Raw genomic sequence first — 16,615 nt, forward strand, 5'->3', positions numbered from 1 at the left:
CAGACTACCGGTAGCAACGCTCACGCAACGACTATGCCGGGGGAGTGGCTTCCACGCGCCGGATGCTAGTTCTGCCGGGTGGCGATGTGCGCGGGCGGGTTCAGTCGTAGCGTGGAGTGGTGAGCCAACCCAAAAACGATGGTCGCCGGCAGCCCGGCTCCGGCGATCTGCCCCGTACCGTCGGCGAGCTGCGCGCCTCCGGCCACCGTGAACGGGGCGTCAAAGCCGAAATTCGCGAGAACCTGCTGTCCGCACTTGCCGATCGCCGGGACCCTTGGTCTGGGATTCTCGGCTTTCAAGACACGGTGATCCCGCAGTTGGAGCGGGCGTTGATCGCCGGACACGACGTGGTGCTGCTCGGTGAGCGCGGCCAGGGCAAGACGCGGCTGCTGCGGGCGTTAACGGGGCTGCTCGATGAATGGACGCCGGTGATCGCCGGGTCCGAATTGGGTGAGCACCCCTTCAGCCCGATCACGCCCGAGTCGATCCGCCGAGCCGCCGATTCCGGCGAGGACCTTCCGATCGAGTGGCGGCACCGCAGTGAGCGCTACACCGAGAAGCTGGCCACTCCGGACACCAGCGTGGCCGACCTCGTGGGCGACATCGATCCGATCAAGGTGGCCGAGGGGCGCAGCCTGGGTGACCCGGAAACGATCGCCTACGGGCTGATCCCACGGGCCCACCGCGGCATCGTGGCCGTCAACGAGCTGCCCGATCTGGCCGAGCGGATTCAGGTGTCGATGCTCAACGTGATGGAGGAGCGCGACATTCAGGTCCGCGGCTACACGTTGCGGTTGCCGCTCGACGTTCTCGTCGTCGCGAGCGCCAACCCCGAGGACTACACGAACCGCGGCCGGATCATCACCCCGCTCAAGGACCGGTTCGGCGCCGAGATCCGTACGCACTACCCGTTGGAGATCGACGACGAGGTCGGGGTGATCCGCCAGGAGGCCCAGTTGGCCGCCGAGGTCCCGGATTACCTGCTCGGCGTGCTGGCCCGGTTCGCCCGCAATCTGCGTGAATCGAGTTCGATCGACCAACGGTCCGGTGTGTCGGCCCGCTTCGCGATCGCCGCTGCCGAGACGGTGGCGGCCTCGGCGCGGCACCGCTCCGCGATTCTCGGCGAGGACGATCCGGTGGCACGGGTGGTCGATCTGGCCACCGTGATCGACGTGCTGCGCGGCAAGTTGGAGTTCGAGACGGGCGAGGAGGGACGTGAGCAGGCGGTGCTGGAGCACCTGCTGCGACGTGCCACCGCCGATACCGCGCAGCGGCTGCTGGGCGGTATCGACGTCGCCCCGTTGGTGGCTGCGGTCGAGGAGGGCTCGCCGGTGACCACCGGGGAGCGGGTGTCGGCCAAGGACGTCCTGGCTGCGCTGCCCGATCTGGCCGTGGTCGACGCGCTCGCCTCCCGGCTGGGTGCGGTGTCGGTCGGTCAGCGCGCCGCGGCCATCGAATTGGCTTTGGAGGCGCTGTATCTGGCCAAGCGGGTGGACAAGGTGACGGGGGAGGGCGAGACGGTCTATGGCTGATCCCGGTCGGGGACACGGGCACACCTCGCGCTATTCGCGATACACCGGTGGCCCGGATCCGCTGGCACCACCGATCGATCTGCGCGACGTGCTCGAGCAGATCGGTCAGAGCGTCATGGAGGGCAGCTCGCCGCGCCGCGCGCTCTCGGAGCTGATGCGTCGCGGCACCGAGGGTATGCGCGGCACCGACCGCCTGGCGGCTGAGGCCAATCGGAAACGCCGGGAGTTGTTGCAGCGGCACAACCTTGACGGGACGCTGCAGGAGATCAAGAAGCTGCTCGACGAAGCCGTGCTCGCCGAGCGCAAGGAGTTGGCCCGCGCGCTCGACGATGATGCACGGTTCGGCGAATTGCAGATGGAGGCACTTTCCCCGTCACCGGCCAAGGCGGTACAGGAACTTGCCGACTATGACTGGCGCAGCCCTGAGGCGCGGCAGAAGTACGAGCAGATCAAGGATCTGCTGGGCCGCGAGATGCTGGATCAGCGTTTCGCCGGAATGAAGGAGGCGTTGGAGAACGCCACCGACGAGGACCGGCAGCGGGTCAACGACATGCTCGACGACCTCAACGACCTGCTGGACAAGCAAGCCCGCGGTGAAGATACCCCGCAGGACTTCCAGAACTTCATGGACAAGCACGGCGAGTTCTTCCCCGAAGGGCCGCAGAACATCGATGAACTACTGGACTCGTTGGCCAAGCGGGCCGCGGCCGCGCAGCGGTTCCGCAACAGCCTGTCGGCCGAGCAGCGTGCCGAGCTGGATGCCCTGTCGCAGCAGGCTTTCGGTTCGCCGTCATTGATGAATGCGCTCAATCGGCTCGACTCACACCTGCAGGCCGCCCGGCCGGGTGAGGACTGGAGCGGTTCGGAGCGGTTCTCGGGAGGCGATCCGCTTGGCATGGGTGAGGGTGCCCAGGCGCTGTCCGACATCGCCGAGTTGGAGCAGTTGGCCGACGCGTTGTCGCAGAGTTACGCCGGGGCGTCTATGGACGACGTCGACCTTGAGGCGTTGGCCCGTCAGCTCGGCGACGACGCCGCGATCGACGCCCGCACCCTGTCCGAACTGGAGAAGGCCCTGGTCAACCAGGGCTTCATCGACCGAGGTTCCGACGGGCAGTGGCGTCTTTCACCCAAGGCCATGCGTCAGCTCGGCCAGACCGCGTTGCGTGATGTGGCGCAACAACTTTCGGGTCGACACGGCGAGCGGGACACCCGACGCGCCGGGGCAGCGGGGGAGTTGACCGGGGCCACCCGCCCCTGGCAGTTCGGCGACACCGAACCGTGGAACGTCACCCGCACGGTCACCAATGCGGTGCTGCGCCAGGCCGGTACCGGAATCGCCGAGCGACCGATTCGGTTCGCGGTCGAGGACGTCGAGATCTCCGAGACCGAGACCCGCACCCAGGCGTGTGTGGCGCTGCTGGTGGACACCTCGTTCTCGATGGTGATGGAGAACCGCTGGCTACCGATGAAGCGCACCGCGCTGGCGCTCAACCATCTGGTGAGCACCCGGTTCCGCTCGGATGAGTTGCAGATCATCGCCTTCGGCCGGTACGCCCGCACGGTGACCGCGGGCGAGCTGACCGGGTTGGAGGGCGTGTACGAGCAGGGCACCAATCTGCACCACGCGCTGGCCCTGGCGACGCGGCATCTGCGTCGTCACCCCAATGCGCAACCGGTCGTGCTGGTGGTGACCGACGGCGAGCCGACTGCCCATCTGGAAGATTTCGGGGACGGGCACGGCTCTGAGGTCTTCTTCGACTACCCCCCACACCCCCGCACCATCGCCCACACCGTGCGGGGTTTCGACGAGGTGGCCCGGCTCGGTGCTCAGGTGACGATCTTCCGGTTGGGCTCCGACCCCGGGCTCGCCCGGTTCATCGACCAGGTGGCCCGTCGCGTGCAGGGCCGGGTCGTGGTGCCCGATCTCGACGGGCTGGGTGCCGCGGTGGTCGGCGACTACCTGCACTCGCGTCGGCGCTAGTTTGCGACACAGTCGGCGCGCCGCGGGCTCGCGTAGTCTCTGGGGGCGATGGGGGTCATGAAGCGCGGTGCGGGTGTGGTCGTGTTGGCGGCCGGACTGATTCTCAGCGGGTGCACGCAGATGACCGACGGCACCGCGAAGGCCGGCTTCGCACCACCCGGAGCGCCCTCGGGAGCATCCGGTTACAAGGCCCAAACCTGCGAGCAGTTGCACTCGGACGCCTGGATCGAAGTTCCCGGGACCGGGCCCGACGAGCCGCGGGTGCGTGTCGCGCAACCACCGGGCTGGGTGCCGGTGCCTGAGTTCGCCAAGGGCCCGGTCAAACTGGTGCTGCGTAATGAATCCCTCACCGACGGTGTGACGAATCCAGCCATCTCGGTGTCGATCGGAGATGCGACGGACGGGGACCGGCCGCCCAAGGACCTGCTGAGTGACACGATCAAGGGCTTCCAATCCATCGGCGCGCAGAACATCACCCAGGTGCCGTCCGAGATTTGTGGTTTCCCGGCGCTGATGGTCAACTACACGACCCCGCCCGACGACAAGATCAGCAAGACCAGCTACGTGACGTCCGTGTCGGTGATGGTGCCGCTCGGAGCGAAGGTCTGGAACATCGTGGCGTTGGCGCAGAGCACGGCGCCCAACAATCCCACCTTCATGGCCGACGCGCAGGTGATGTTGGCGGGATTGCGGATTGCGATGCCGCGCTGACCGGCATTTGTCGACGTCGGAGTGTGCGCGAAACTCTTTATTCATTGCGTTGGCAATAAGCGGCGCGGCTTCGGTTGGCGGCGGGACACTTCGGCAATGCAACTTTTGCGTAGCGCAACGCTATTCGACATTTCTTGATCGGTGCTTTCAATTCATTGCAAAGGCAATCAAACGGTGAAGGTCGATTCATTCGGCGTACCTTCGCCAGAGCTGTGACGACGCTGCGAGTGGAATTCACATCGATTTGACCTGGGCATACATGCGGGTTCGGGTCGCGCCGGGCAGTTGTCTGCGCCTGGGGGCGGTGGAAATCGGCGACCGGGTAAAGGCGGTTTTGTGTCGCTACATTCGCCCGGCGCTTGCCAGCCGTAGTTAACGGATTCGCGAATGATTTTCCTGTCGTTATCGGTTGCGGGAGTGAATGTGGAGACTTAGCATTCTCAGGAGTTTCTAAGTTGCCGTCGGCGGATCTCCAAGTCGGCCGTACCGTCCTCTAGTTAAGGGGTCCACCGCATGGCTGTACGTCCGCTCGTCACCACTGGTGCCGCACTTCTCAGCGCAGCTGCAGTCGTCGCCGCGACTCCGGCATTGTTCGTGCCCCGAGACCACGTCACGGTCGCCGCGCCGACCGCAGCCCTGGAACCGACGAAGCTGACGCAGGACCAGATCAATCTGCTTGCGCTGTCGCTGCAGGGTGCCTGGCAGTCCTTCACTCAGGGGTACGGCGGTATCTACATCCCCGGCCAGGTTCCCGAGATCGATCCGGTCACCGGTGAGATCGTCACCGATGCCGACGGCAACCCGGTGATGGTCGATGCGCCTGGTGACTGCACCGCCGCCGGAGCCGTGTGCCAGAAGGGCTTCACCGGACTGGCGTACTACCTCAGCGACAACATCCTGCCGCTCGGCGACGTGGACAACATCTTCTTCGAGGGCGGCTTCACCGAGCTGGCGCACGTGGCCATCCGCACCGTGGCCGTCGCCATCGATTCGGTTGACCCGACCGGCCGGCTGGATCTGACCAAGCGTGTCGACGACTTCTTCGAAGGTGGCGCAACGCAACTCATCGGCAACCTGTTGCTCGACAACCTGCCGCAGGACGGCTATGCCTACGGTCTGACCAACTCGTTCTTCTTCGGGTATGGCGACAACAGCGGCATCTACGCGGCGTTCACCTATGTCGTGGATGCGATCGCCCAGGGCACGCCCACTCCCACTCCGAATCTGATCAATCCGCTCGACTCCGGCCCTTCCCTGCTCTCGACCGAGGAGGAGAGCAACAGCGACACCATGCTGCTGGCCAAGAAGGAGACCGGCACGTCCGTCACCAGCCTGCCGGGGCCGGCATCGCTGCTGAACCTGTCGACGCAGTCGCCGTTCAAGAAGCTGTTCAAGTCGCCCTTCCAGGCCCCCTCCGAGGACGAGACGAACCTCGTCAACACCCTCGACACCACCGATCCGGGCGCGGTCAAGGACACCGAGAACCCGGTCGAGGGTGGGACCGTTCCGTTGGGCGCCGAGATTCCGAAGCTTGATCTTCCGAAGTTCGAGCTTCCCAAGGCGCCGGAATTCAAGGTGCCCGAATTCAAGACGCCGGAATTCAAGACGCCGGACCTGACGGTCCCAGAGGTCAAGACGCCGGACGCCACGGTGCCCGAGATCAAGGCGCCGGAACTCAAGCCCGACCTCCCCAAGATCAACGTCAAGGACAAAGAAGTCACCGGCGAAGACGGCACCAACACCGGCGTTGACACCCGGACCGGTAACAAGGTCGCGCCGCCCATCCTCTTCGGTGACGGCAAGCCGAAGGGCGAATCCAACGGCAGCAAGTTCCTGAAGAAACTGGGCGAGGCCGTCAAGAACGCCACCGACGCCGGCAAGGACAACGGAACCGACGGCGGCGACAAGTAGTCATGCGGCCAGAAAACTGAGTGCGATCTCAGTTTCTTCTCAGGTCCGACGGCCGCCGGTGAAGTTCGCTCAGGTCCGTGAGCTGGGCATATTGACTGCCGTGTAAGGCGAAGTGCGTCCGACATTTGTCGGCAGCGAACTCAACCCGGAAATGCCGGCGTATTCAATGGCGCCCGTCATTGCTTTTCGCGACGGGACACTGCCAGTTTTCGGCCGGGATTTCCGGCACACCGACAGCCGAGGTTCGTGCCGGCCGGGAACGAGCCGTGACCCCGGCCGTGCCCGCACCGGATGAAGGTGCGTCGGCGCCGGGGTCATGCGCGCTGACCTAGGGAGATGAGTGGGCTGCTGCCAGCTGGCCGAGGCGGGTGTGAGAGTGTGCCCGGCCGCTGCCTTCGGTGTTCGCACCACGGATTCCGTATGCGGCCACCCGCCCTTTTGTGCCAGATGTGCGTATCGGCGACGGTATCCGAAATTAGCTGAAAGTGAATCGATCGGGAATGCCGTGTTAGGCGCCGAAATATTTGTCGGTGCCGTCCCGCAAAATCGACGCTGCGACAGTGCGCCGGCGACTCCTGCCTCGCGTCGGGAGAGGTTGCGGGAGGTGGTGACGGGAATTACCCTTCTCAAGGACTTTTAAGGTAGTACGCAGACACCAGGACGGATTCTCAGGAATCCGTCCTGCGCTTGAGATAAGGGGCCACACCCACATGGCAGTCCGTCCGCTCGTCACCACTGGTGTGGCCCTGCTCAGCGCCGGTGCGCTGGTGGCCGGGACCCCCGCGCTGTTCGTTCCTCGTGACGAGATCACGGTTGCCGCCTCAACTGCGGAAGCCACGGTCCACCGGACCATGACGGCCGAGCAGATCAACCTGGTGGCGCTTTCGCTGGAAGCGGCCTTGGGATCCTTCCTGGATGGTTACGGCGGCTACTACTACCAGGGCTATGTTCCCGCCCCGACGCCCGGCTACATCCTCAACGAGGACGGGACTCTGCTCCTGGACCCGGATGAGGACACTCCGGCGGACACCGCACTGGTCGGGCCGGACGGAAAGCCCCTTTACAAAGATGCGGCGCACACGATCCCCGCAACCGTCGGCGACATGGGCGACGGCGTCCAGTTCTACAACGCCTTGGGCAACAAGGTCAACGAAAACTTCTACGACCCGGGCAACTGCTCCGCAACCGGCGCGGTCTGCCATGACGGCTTCACCGGCCTGGCGTACTACCTCAGCGACAACATCCTGCCCCTCGATGTTTTCGACAACATCTTCTTCGAGGCGGGTGCCACCGAGTTCGCCTATCTCGGTTCAGTGGTCGCCGCCTCGATCGTCGATGCGTTCGACCCGACGCAACGCCTCCAGCTGTCGAAGCGGGTCGATGAGTTCTTCACCGGTGGGGCCACCATGGTCGTCGGCAGCATTCTGAACGACAACCTTCCGGATGGCAGTTTCGCGCAGGATCTGAGCAACTCGTTCTTCTTCGGGTACGGCGACGATACGGGCATCACCGCCGCCGTCAACTACATCGTCGACACCGTGAGGGCGGTGCTCACTCCCGAGGAGCCATCTGAAGAGGCCGGCACCTTGAGCCTCCTGTCGACGCAAGAAGAGACCACGTCGAAGGTGGAAGCCGGGCCAGGTTCGGTGACGTCCACGACCCTGCCGAACCTCAGCAAGCTGCTGAGCCTGCCGACGGACGTCGAGTCGCCGTTCAAGAAGCTGGTGGAGAAGCTCGAGGCGCCCGATGAGTCCAAGCTCGTCAAGACTCTCGACCTCAAGACCGAGGACGTCACGGTCGACGAGACGGCTGAGGACGGCACCGAGGCAGCCACACCCGTCGTCGAGGTCTCGAAGCCCGAGGCTCCGAAGTTCGAGCTGCCGAAACTGGATCTGGGCCTGAACCTGACGCCCAAGACCACGGTCAACGAGGCTGCGGAAGTCAAAGAGACTGCGGCACAAGAAGAGTCCGAGGAGAAGGCGAGCTCGGAGGAGAAGGCCGGCACTGCGGACTCGGCGGACACCGGTGCCACCGGTGCCACCGGCAAGACTGCGAACAAGTTCGCTCCGAAATCGCGCACCACCGAGCGCAAGAAGTCGGCCGGCGAGAAGTTCGTCGAGAACGCCACGAAGAATCTGGAGAAGGCGTTCAAGCCCACCACCAAGGCCGGTGCCGACAAGCAGGAGACTGCCAAGGGTGCCACCGCCAAGGGTGCTTCCGACAGCGATTCCGGAGCCAAGGCCGGCAACACGCATGCCGATGCCAAGAGCGCCAAGGACAGCAAAGACAGCAAGGACAGCAAGGACAGCAAGGGTCACAAGGACAAGTAACGCCTGAACTGTCACGCAACGGCCCCCTCCAAATCGGAGGGGGCCGTTGCGTTTTCACGTACTTGGATGGTCGCTGTGGACGGGCTGTGAATTCTCGTGATCATGTGCCGAACAGCAAATGAACAACGGCGCCAGTACCTATCGCACCTGGTCGCGGTGCCTTAGGTTCGCTGGCGGGCCAGTGGCAATGTCAGCTTCTTGGCCCCAATCTAGCTGCGGCGCAACGCCACTCACGAGAGGTAACAGGCATGGCAAAACATCGGAAGTTGTCCGAGCGGTCGGTTCGGACGCGGACGTTGGTCGGGGGTGTCATCGCGGGCGGTGCGTTGGCGGTGGCTTTGCCGACCGGGCTGGCATCCGCTGACTCCAGCAAGTCGGGCGACGCGGTTGGCCGCCCCGCTTTCGACAACCCCGCGCCGGGAGTCCGGGCGGCCCAGGCCGTCGGCGACAAGGTCTTCAACCAGACCCCCGGTGTCAACAAGACGCTCGACGACAGCCCGCTGGGCGAGGCGTACCACATCAACTTCGGCACCGGGAATTACGCCGATCCCAGCAAGGGCACCAACGGCGTGATCCAGGGCGAGCTGAACGTCAATGCCGGCAAGTACTACTACAACCAGACGCAGAAGTACTCGAATCAGTACCTGGGCAACAAGTTCCTCCCCGACGAGAAGGACCTGCCGGGCACCCTGCCCAAGGCCATCGCCGGCGACGGGCCCACCGCCAAGGTGTCGAGCGCCAAGCCTTCCAATTCGAACAAGGCTCTGACGTGCGTCGCCGCTGCGAGCTGCAACCACTGATCCCAGTTCACACAGACGGGCGGGCCTTCGGGCCCGCCCGTTTTGCGTCGGTAGCGGCCGTCAGGGCCTAATCAACCTGGTTACGGCGCTTCTTGCGCTTCACGCTCACGCTGCCCCACAGGGAGAACCCGCGGATGTGTACGCGTGGCGCCCCGGATGTGCCGGCCCCGTCGACGCCGTGATCGAAGTTCCCCATCACGCCCACACCTTCGACATCCACATTCACCTCAGGTGGCACCAGGATGGTCTGCCCGCCGAAGATCGAATAGGTGCGGACGTCGACGTCGGGTGCGGTGAAGTCGGCGTAGCGCAGGTCCACCACTCCACCGCCGAAGAGGGCGAACGTCGTCAGCTTCTTGGGAACGTTCCACCGGCCACGGCGCTCGAACCCGCTCATGATCGCCAGCAGCAGCGTCGAGGGGGCGGGGCGACACTGGCTGGCCGAACAGTTCACCGCGCCCGGAAGATCGCGGCTGAGCCGGGCCAGGTCGTCGTAGGTCTCCGCGGCGTAGGCCTTTGCTAGCCGGTCCTCGTATTCGTCCATCGGCAGCCGGCCCGCGGCGGCAGCATCGGTGAGCAGCTGCGCCACCTGGATGCGGTCGGTGTCGGCAGCCCGCATCGACCTGTCCTGCGGCGCTGAAGTGCTCATCGCTGTCGAGCCTACGACTATCGCTGTCACATGCAAGACCAGTAGCCAAACTGTGTCGCCAGGGGCGCGGGAGTGGCTGCCGCGCGACGCCGGTGATCTACCGGTCGCTACCCAGGTACTCCTCGAACGAAACGCCTTTGACTGCATTTTCCGGGGTCAGATTGGCCCCCGACCTGTAACCGGCGACGATCCGCCCGGGGATGGTGAGTCTGGCCACGCGACGAAGGCTGTTGTGTGCTGACAGATACATCTGTCCCAATTCTGGGTGACTGTGGACGCTGGGTCCGCCGATGTCGGACACCCTCCCCGCGGGCTCGGAATCGATCAACGCGACCAGTCTGGCGGCCACATCGCGGGTGTCTATCGGCTGGAATCGGACATCACGCAACGCCCACAAAACGGGCGAAAATCGCTGTGCCGAGAACGTCTTTTCGATTAGCTCGTGGAACTGCGTCGCGCGCAGGATCGAGTGCCCGACACCCGACGTCTCGAGCGCCTGCTCGACCCTGAGTTTGGTCTTGTAATAAGGAAGCGGGATGTCCTCGATCCCGACGATCGAGATGTAGACGAGGTGCCCGACGCCCTTGCGTCGTGCGGCCTCGATCAGATTCCGGGCCGCCCGGACGTCCTTACTGCCGGTGGGTTGCGTGGCGCAATGGACGACGGCGTCCACGCCGTCGAGTGCGGCGTCCAACCCGCCGGGGGACAGCAGGTCGGCCTGGTGCCAGTGCACACCCGTGTAGCCGACCCGTTCCCGACGGCTCAACGCGCGGACGTGATGACCGGCATCGATGGCCTCCGGCACCACATGGTGGCCGAGACTGCCGGTCGCCCCGGTGACGAGCACAGTGCGTGGCATGTGGGCCACGCTACCGACGCGTCACCGCGGCTGTCAGCGATTACCGCGGGTGCGTCTTACGCTGCGGCGTGCTTCGGGGCCTTCTTCGCCTGCTTCTTCGACTCCTTGACTTTCGCCTTGGCGTCGTCGGCTGTCTTGTCGATCTTCTTCGCGGTCTCCTTGCCGGCCTTCTCCACCTTGTCGGCGGTGTCCTCCGCGGCTTGACGCACCTTGGCGACCGTTTCCTTCACCGACTTCTTGAGCGGATTGTTCGCGTCGGTGGCGTGGCGGGACTTGGCCTTTGTCTTGGCCGATTCGGAGAGTTTCGTGACGCGCTTGGAGAGCGCGGAGTCCTTCGACGAATCCTGTTCCAGACCAAGGTCGTTGAGCGCGTCCCTGAGGGGCGTCGGCTTGGCGCCGGCGGCCGTGTCGGTCGCTTCGACGCTCAGCGTCTTCAACTGCGCGCCGGCCGACGGGAGCGCATTGACGGACTGGGTGCCCGCCTTCTTGTCGGTCGTGGAGCCGTTGACCTTCAACATGTTGTCGATGGCGGTTTCCATCTGAGCGTTCATGTCATCGAGGGCATGGGTGACCGGGGCCAGACCCTTCTCGACGGCATCGAACATCGGGTCGGCGCCCTTCTGCACGGCCTCCAAGGCGTCAGAAAGGGCCTTGGCGACTGCCACCGACGCGGCGTTCTTCACGAGCGGCTCCAAGTTCGCGCCCGGCAGTTTCGCGACCCACGCGTCCGGGTTCAGGGCGTTGTCCTGGATGCCGTCGATCAGCGCGTCGAACACAATTTGGTTGGCCGCCAGCTGTTGTGTCGGAGTGAGCGGGGAGTGCCAGAAGTATGCCTGCTCACCGGCTTCGTTGAACGTGCGTTCCAGATCCGCCGGGTTGACGTCCTGGTAGCCCATGTTCACCAGCTTGCGCAGGGCAGGCTCGATGCTGTCGGTCAGCGGCGTCGGGATGTCAACACCCGGAACGAGGTTGAGCAGATGCGGTGCCATCCGGAACGGCTCCAGCAACGGCAGATTGCCCGAGTCATACGTGATGTAGGTGGCGTTGCCTGGGAAGTCGAGGACGTTCACGTTGAAGAGTTTCAGCAAGTCGCCGAGGACAGGGATCATCTGCAGACCCTGGCCGCCGGTCGGGTCGATCATTACCTTCACGCCGTCACCGATGCCGGTGATCAGCCTCGGCAGCACATGGTTGCCGATGTTGTTGCCCTCGTCGGGCAGCAGGTAGGTGAGGAACACCCCGGCCGCGAGCGAGTTCGCCCAGGCCAGCGGGCTCAGCGTGGTGGGCACATCCGACAGCGGGTTGTAGGCCCAGGTGATGTCGAGGATCGAGGTGTTGAGCACCTTGGTCTGGTCGGCATTGGTGTAGCTGCCCGCGTCCGGCGTGGTGAGGTCCACTCCGAACAGGTTGGTGAGAGGCGTTGCCAGCGCGAACAATCCGCCACCAGGTCGACTGACGTTGTTGACGAAGATCAGCCACTGCCCCGTCACCCCGACGCCCCATTCCGGGTCATCGGACTGCACCGCGTTGATCATGTCGCGGTAGGCCATCGATGTGGTGAGGCCGCCCAGACTCTCCGACAGGATGATGTCGCGGCGCTGATTCAGGACGGGTGCGTGTTTGGCGATCCAGTTGATGAACGCATTGTTATCGCCGAGCCCGAACATCTTGGAGAGCCCGGTGAAGGTGTAGTCCAGGTCGTTCACGGCGTTGTACACGTCGTCGGGCATCGGGCCCTTGACGCCGGCCTCGATGGGCGAAATTGCGTCCAGGAGATCCAGCAATCCGATGACGGTCTCGGCCAGTGCGGTGTTGCCGGTCAGTCCTCCGGCTGTCCTGATCACGTTCTCCGGCGTGATCCCCAAAAGTTGAGCGGTCCAGAAGATCGGACCGACGCCGTAGATCCCGACGATGTCGGGGATCTTTCCGATGTCGGAGTTTGATGCGGCGGTCAGCTCGACCTCGGCCTGCACACTGCGGTCGTGGGCCGCGAGCGCTTCCGGCGCGGACGACGCCACACCGGCGGTCAGCGCTGCTGTGGTGGCAACGACGGCGGCCGCGGTGGCTGCGGCTTTGGCCGTGTGCAGACGGAGAGGGGTGGGCTGTGACATCAAAGCGCGCCGCCTTCGATATGTGATCTGGCTGACAAATGCTTGCACACTGTAACAACACATATTTGCCTGGTGGCAAATTTGCCAAGATGACGCCCGCGCGGGCAGTTGGAGGATGGCGGCGCTGCGGAATCCGTCGTCGCCCGACGCGCATCGCCGATGCGGCAGGATATTTCACCCGCGGGCACGCGCAGGGCGTGGCGGACTCGGAACCCGCGAGTTCCGGTCGACGGCATTGCGGTCAGTGCAGCGTGGGGCAGAATTGAATGCAACTTTTGGAGGCGCCAGACACCCGCCAGAACACGGCGTGAGGGCATTCGGTACTGGGGTCAAGGGCCTCGATCGCCGGTTGGGCGCTCCGACCTGAACGGTTGGGTACGCAGGAGGCGGCTGTTAGGGCCGCCGAAAAGGTTGTCGTTCAGTAATATTCGAGGTTCGGAGAACACTTGCGTTTCTCGAAGCGGGCGCATTGACCTATCGGTGCGCGCTTTCGCCCGCTCCGGAGTGAGCGGGTCCAGGGCCGCGGCCGGCCCTGGACCCTTAACTGCAATCAGCTCAGGCGGGCGCTGCTTGTTGAGCGCCTGCGGGGATCAGGCCGAGCTGCTGCAGCATGCCGAGGGTGTCCCAGGTAACCCAGCTTTCGGCGATCTTGCCGTCTTCGATCCGGTCGACATCCGTCAAGTTGATCCGACTGTGCTTGCCGGTGGCGGGCCGACCCATGATCTCGCCGGTGTTGTCACCCTGCGCCTCGATCATCGTGCAGACGTAGTCGCCCTCGGCGAGTTGCATCTTGATGTCAAACCGCATGTTGGAGAACGACTTCCGATACATGCCCATGAGGCTTCTCATGTGCTCGGGACCCCGCTGATCGCCGAACGGATCCTGCGTGTCGTGGAAGGCGGCAGTCGGAGCGACGAGATCGTCGAGCTCGCTGAGGTCGCCGGAGGCAAATACCTCCCATATGCGTCGGGAAATCGCCTTGTTCTGATCATCGGCCATGATTCCGGCCTTTCAGGGGGTCACCGCACGGCAGATAACGTCCGCACAGGAAACGGTAGAACTGCGGCCGCAGATCCGACAGATACGCCTCGGGGTGTGCTGCCACTGGCAATTATCGGCCGCCCCGTCTGCATGTGCTGACCTGCGCTGTCCCCGATGCCGCCACTGCCGGATGGCGTCGCTTCCGGTCGGTGCGGTTTCCGTCGACCGGGTCAGTTCTCGGGCTCGACAGTGAGCACGATCTTGCCGGTGGTGCGACCATCACCGATCACCTTCAGCGCCTGTGCCGCTTCGGATAACGGGTACTGCGCGCCGACATGTACCCGTAGCCGTCCGTCCGCCACGAGTCCGGCAATGGATTGCAGGCCGGCCGCGTCGGGTTCGACGAGGTAGTCGTAGGCGTGGACATTCAACTCGTGGGCCCGGTCGAACAGGCCGGGTGTCCAGGCGGCTTGGGCACTGACCAGGACGCCACCCGGGCGGAGGCAGCGCAAGGCGTCACGGCCGGCCGCGCCGCCGAACATCTGGATCACGATGTCCACGTCGTTGACGACTTCGTGGACCGGAGTCGTGGTGTAGTCCACCGCTTCGTCGGCGCCCAGACCGCGGATGAAGTCGTGTTTGGCGGTGCGGGCGGTGCCGATCACATACGCGCCGTGTGCCTTGGCGATCTGCACCGCGAGGTGGCCCACGCCGCCGGCGGCGGCGGAGATCAGCACGCGCCGGCCGGGAGTCAGTCGGGCCACGTCGATGAGCATCTGCCATGCGGTGAGCCCGGCCAGCGGCAGTGAGGCAGCTTCGGCGAAGCTCAGTCCAGTTGGGATGGGGGCGAAGTGGCGGGACGGCGCGGCCACGAACTCCGCGTAGCCGCCCGCCTGCCGGGGAAACCACGGCATGCCGAATACTCGGTCGCCGACGTGGAATCGGGTGACGCCGTAGCCCACCTCTTCGACCACGCCAGCCACGTCCCACCCGTGGATGAAGGGCAGGTCCAGCACGCGGTTGTAGGCCAGGCCTCCGCTTGTGTAGTAGTCCACCGGGTTGACTCCCGCAGCGTGAACCCGGACCTTCACCTCTGTGGGCGCCGGACGAGGTTCCGGCACCTCAACCAGGCGCACGGAGTCGGGGCCGTCCCATTCGTGCTGCATGATGGCGCGCATGAATGTCTCCTCGGTTCAGCGACGGGGTGATGGAACGGAGGGCGCCACGGCCCGGGTATCGAATACGACAGTGGTTTCGGCACTTCGGGTTCCGTGTAACCGGAACCGGTCGACGCCTGGCCATCGCCGCAGTTCGCCGCCGATCGTCCCGCGGCCTTCCCAGGCGAGCATGAGAAGGCCGTCGCGGTGGGCATAGTCGACCACCGACAACGTCAGATCGGGGATCAGTTGGACGGCGGCGCCCAGTCGGTCGGCGTACGCGCCACGGCCGCGGAGTGGTTCGGTGGCGCCTGGCCAGTTGAGGATCACCTCGTCGGTGACGAGATCGTGAACCCCACTGGCGTCGCCGGGGGCTGCCCAGAACTGGGTCCAACCCCCGACGAACGTCTCGATCTCTGACTCGGCGGCCGGAACGCCTACTTGCCGGTGCAGGACCCGAGTGTCGAAATACCCGGTGTCACTGGCCAGTTGGCCGTCGCGGAACGTGCAGACGAAGGTGACCGGAACGTCGATGCGGCTACCCGCCACAGTGGGTAGACCGAGAAGCTCGTCGCCGACCGTCCCGGTCATCCTGCCCCACGCCACCGCGGTGTCCTCGGCGAAAGCCGCGCCGTCGAACTGCCCCTGATAGTCGGGGATCGACCGGAACACCGCCTCGTAGAACGTCCGCAGTTGGTCGTGGCCCGAAACCTTTTGAGTGATACCGGAATCCCGGTAGCTGCCATCGGGTGCGTACGCGGCGATGATCGCGTCCACATCATGTCGGTTCTTGGCCTCGGTATAGGTGCGCAAGGAATCCCGCAGTACGTCGATCTGATCAGTGTTCATCGAATCGTCCTCTCACTGGTGGGGTCTGCTGCCCTCAAGTCCGCTGCGCGGGCCGACGCCGTGAAACTTGCATACCTCGAGTATTAACATACGTCGAGTATGTACCTCAAGTATGAATCGTGTAGATTGGCGGCATGCCCGGACCGCGCACCCAGGCCGAACGCACACGCGCAACCGTCGACCAGATCCTGGTGGTGGCGCGCGAGCGGTTTGCCGCCGACGGTTACGACAACACGTTCGTCGATAACGTCGCCGAACGCGCCGGCATGACCAAAGGCGCGCTCTACCACCATTTCGAGGGCAAGCGCGGCCTGTTCGCGGCGGTCTTCGAAAACGAACAGCGCGCGATAGGTGAAGCGGTCAACCACGCGGCCAGGGGCGCCAAGGGCAGCTGGCAGCGATTCCTTCGCGGCTGTCGCGGGTTCTTCGATGCGGTACTCGACCCCGGCGTTCAACGCATCACCTTGATCGACGCGCCCGCCGTTCTCGGCTGGGAATCCATGCGGGACCTCGAAGACGAACACGTCACGTCGCTGCTGCGGCTGGGGCTGAGCCAGGTGATCGCCGACGGTCACCTGCCCGAGCAGCGCGTGGAACCCCTCGCGCATCTCCTTCACGGCGCGATGTGCGAGGCGGCGATGACCGTCGCTCGCTCCGCGGACCCCGAGCGAGAAAGCCGGGATTCGATTGCCGCACTTGAGAGATTGCTCAACGGCATCGCCGCACACGACAAGTGACCCGAAG

At 64.8% G+C, this 16,615-nt stretch carries 13 protein-coding genes; 7 read left to right on the forward strand and 6 right to left on the reverse strand.

Annotation, left to right across the window (positions count from 1 at the left end; all coding sequences use genetic code 11):
• The first annotated feature begins 119 nt into the window (after nucleotides 1-119).
• The 6 genes from AC4ELH_RS33220 (at nucleotide 120) to AC4ELH_RS33245 (ending at nucleotide 9,265) form a co-directional block, all read left to right on the forward strand.
• Nucleotides 120-1,532: a sigma 54-interacting transcriptional regulator gene (locus AC4ELH_RS33220; protein ID WP_174554252.1), complete on the forward strand. Its 1,413-nt coding sequence runs from the start codon at nucleotides 120-122 to the stop codon at nucleotides 1,530-1,532.
• Nucleotides 1,525-3,513 (forward strand): vWA domain-containing protein, encoded by a 1,989-nt coding sequence (locus AC4ELH_RS33225; RefSeq protein ID WP_498889081.1) that lies wholly within the window; start codon nucleotides 1,525-1,527, stop codon nucleotides 3,511-3,513. Before AC4ELH_RS33220 ends, AC4ELH_RS33225 begins: the two co-directional genes overlap by 8 nt.
• 57 nt (nucleotides 3,514-3,570) lie before the next feature.
• Nucleotides 3,571-4,224: a hypothetical protein gene (locus AC4ELH_RS33230; protein WP_448441944.1), complete on the forward strand. Its 654-nt coding sequence runs from the start codon at nucleotides 3,571-3,573 to the stop codon at nucleotides 4,222-4,224.
• Nucleotides 4,225-4,737: 513 nt separating this feature from the next.
• Nucleotides 4,738-6,135, forward strand: a complete 1,398-nt coding sequence (locus AC4ELH_RS33235) for a hypothetical protein (protein WP_498889083.1) — start codon at nucleotides 4,738-4,740, stop codon at nucleotides 6,133-6,135.
• Between the two features lie 710 nt (nucleotides 6,136-6,845).
• Nucleotides 6,846-8,465: a hypothetical protein gene (locus AC4ELH_RS33240; RefSeq protein WP_448441948.1), complete on the forward strand. Its 1,620-nt coding sequence runs from the start codon at nucleotides 6,846-6,848 to the stop codon at nucleotides 8,463-8,465.
• 248 nt (nucleotides 8,466-8,713) lie between these two features.
• On the forward strand, nucleotides 8,714-9,265 hold the full coding sequence (locus AC4ELH_RS33245) for a hypothetical protein (protein ID WP_064882586.1): 552 nt from the start codon (nucleotides 8,714-8,716) through the stop codon (nucleotides 9,263-9,265).
• Nucleotides 9,266-9,332: 67 nt separating this feature from the next.
• Here AC4ELH_RS33245 and AC4ELH_RS33250 read toward each other — a convergent pair whose 3' ends face one another.
• From AC4ELH_RS33250 to AC4ELH_RS33275, 6 genes are all read right to left on the reverse strand, one after another.
• Nucleotides 9,333-9,914, reverse strand: coding sequence for a DUF1707 SHOCT-like domain-containing protein (locus tag AC4ELH_RS33250; RefSeq protein WP_064882588.1), 582 nt, complete (start codon nucleotides 9,912-9,914; stop codon nucleotides 9,333-9,335).
• Between the two features lie 97 nt (nucleotides 9,915-10,011).
• Nucleotides 10,012-10,773 carry an SDR family oxidoreductase gene (locus tag AC4ELH_RS33255; protein WP_064959087.1) on the reverse strand — a complete coding sequence of 254 codons (762 nt, stop codon included), beginning with the start codon at nucleotides 10,771-10,773 and terminating at the stop codon, nucleotides 10,012-10,014.
• Nucleotides 10,774-10,829: 56 nt separating this feature from the next.
• Nucleotides 10,830-12,884: an alpha/beta hydrolase family protein gene (locus AC4ELH_RS33260; RefSeq protein WP_498889086.1), complete on the reverse strand. Its 2,055-nt coding sequence runs from the start codon at nucleotides 12,882-12,884 to the stop codon at nucleotides 10,830-10,832.
• A gap of 555 nt (nucleotides 12,885-13,439) precedes the next feature.
• Nucleotides 13,440-13,883, reverse strand: coding sequence for an ester cyclase (locus AC4ELH_RS33265; RefSeq protein ID WP_131811644.1), 444 nt, complete (start codon nucleotides 13,881-13,883; stop codon nucleotides 13,440-13,442).
• Between the two features lie 212 nt (nucleotides 13,884-14,095).
• On the reverse strand, nucleotides 14,096-15,043 hold the full coding sequence (locus AC4ELH_RS33270) for an NADP-dependent oxidoreductase (RefSeq protein WP_448441957.1): 948 nt from the start codon (nucleotides 15,041-15,043) through the stop codon (nucleotides 14,096-14,098).
• Between the two features lie 15 nt (nucleotides 15,044-15,058).
• Nucleotides 15,059-15,871, reverse strand: coding sequence for a nuclear transport factor 2 family protein (locus AC4ELH_RS33275; RefSeq protein ID WP_498889089.1), 813 nt, complete (start codon nucleotides 15,869-15,871; stop codon nucleotides 15,059-15,061).
• Nucleotides 15,872-16,005: 134 nt separating this feature from the next.
• On the opposite strand from AC4ELH_RS33275, the gene AC4ELH_RS33280 reads away from it, so the two are divergent.
• A complete protein-coding gene (locus tag AC4ELH_RS33280) occupies nucleotides 16,006-16,608 on the forward strand; it encodes a TetR/AcrR family transcriptional regulator (RefSeq protein ID WP_448441961.1) in 603 nt (200 codons plus the stop codon).
• The last annotated feature ends 7 nt before the right edge of the window (nucleotides 16,609-16,615 follow it).

This window comes from Mycobacterium shunyiense, assembly GCF_058270075.1.

What these genes read in the sequence shown, in the direction of transcription:
- AC4ELH_RS33275 (WP_498889089.1), bottom strand. Translation starts at nt 15,871, where the DNA reads ATGAACACTGATCAGATCGACGTACTGCGGGATTCCTTGCGCACCTAT.
- AC4ELH_RS33235 (WP_498889083.1), top strand. Translation starts at nt 4,738, where the DNA reads ATGGCTGTACGTCCGCTCGTCACCACTGGTGCCGCACTTCTCAGCGCA.
- AC4ELH_RS33250 (WP_064882588.1), bottom strand. Translation starts at nt 9,914, where the DNA reads ATGAGCACTTCAGCGCCGCAGGACAGGTCGATGCGGGCTGCCGACACC.
- AC4ELH_RS33245 (WP_064882586.1), top strand. Translation starts at nt 8,714, where the DNA reads ATGGCAAAACATCGGAAGTTGTCCGAGCGGTCGGTTCGGACGCGGACG.
- AC4ELH_RS33280 (WP_448441961.1), top strand. Translation starts at nt 16,006, where the DNA reads ATGCCCGGACCGCGCACCCAGGCCGAACGCACACGCGCAACCGTCGAC.
- AC4ELH_RS33260 (WP_498889086.1), bottom strand. Translation starts at nt 12,884, where the DNA reads ATGTCACAGCCCACCCCTCTCCGTCTGCACACGGCCAAAGCCGCAGCC.
- AC4ELH_RS33255 (WP_064959087.1), bottom strand. Translation starts at nt 10,773, where the DNA reads ATGCCACGCACTGTGCTCGTCACCGGGGCGACCGGCAGTCTCGGCCAC.
- AC4ELH_RS33225 (WP_498889081.1), top strand. Translation starts at nt 1,525, where the DNA reads ATGGCTGATCCCGGTCGGGGACACGGGCACACCTCGCGCTATTCGCGA.
- AC4ELH_RS33230 (WP_448441944.1), top strand. Translation starts at nt 3,571, where the DNA reads ATGAAGCGCGGTGCGGGTGTGGTCGTGTTGGCGGCCGGACTGATTCTC.
- AC4ELH_RS33265 (WP_131811644.1), bottom strand. Translation starts at nt 13,883, where the DNA reads ATGGCCGATGATCAGAACAAGGCGATTTCCCGACGCATATGGGAGGTA.
- AC4ELH_RS33240 (WP_448441948.1), top strand. Translation starts at nt 6,846, where the DNA reads ATGGCAGTCCGTCCGCTCGTCACCACTGGTGTGGCCCTGCTCAGCGCC.
- AC4ELH_RS33270 (WP_448441957.1), bottom strand. Translation starts at nt 15,043, where the DNA reads ATGCGCGCCATCATGCAGCACGAATGGGACGGCCCCGACTCCGTGCGC.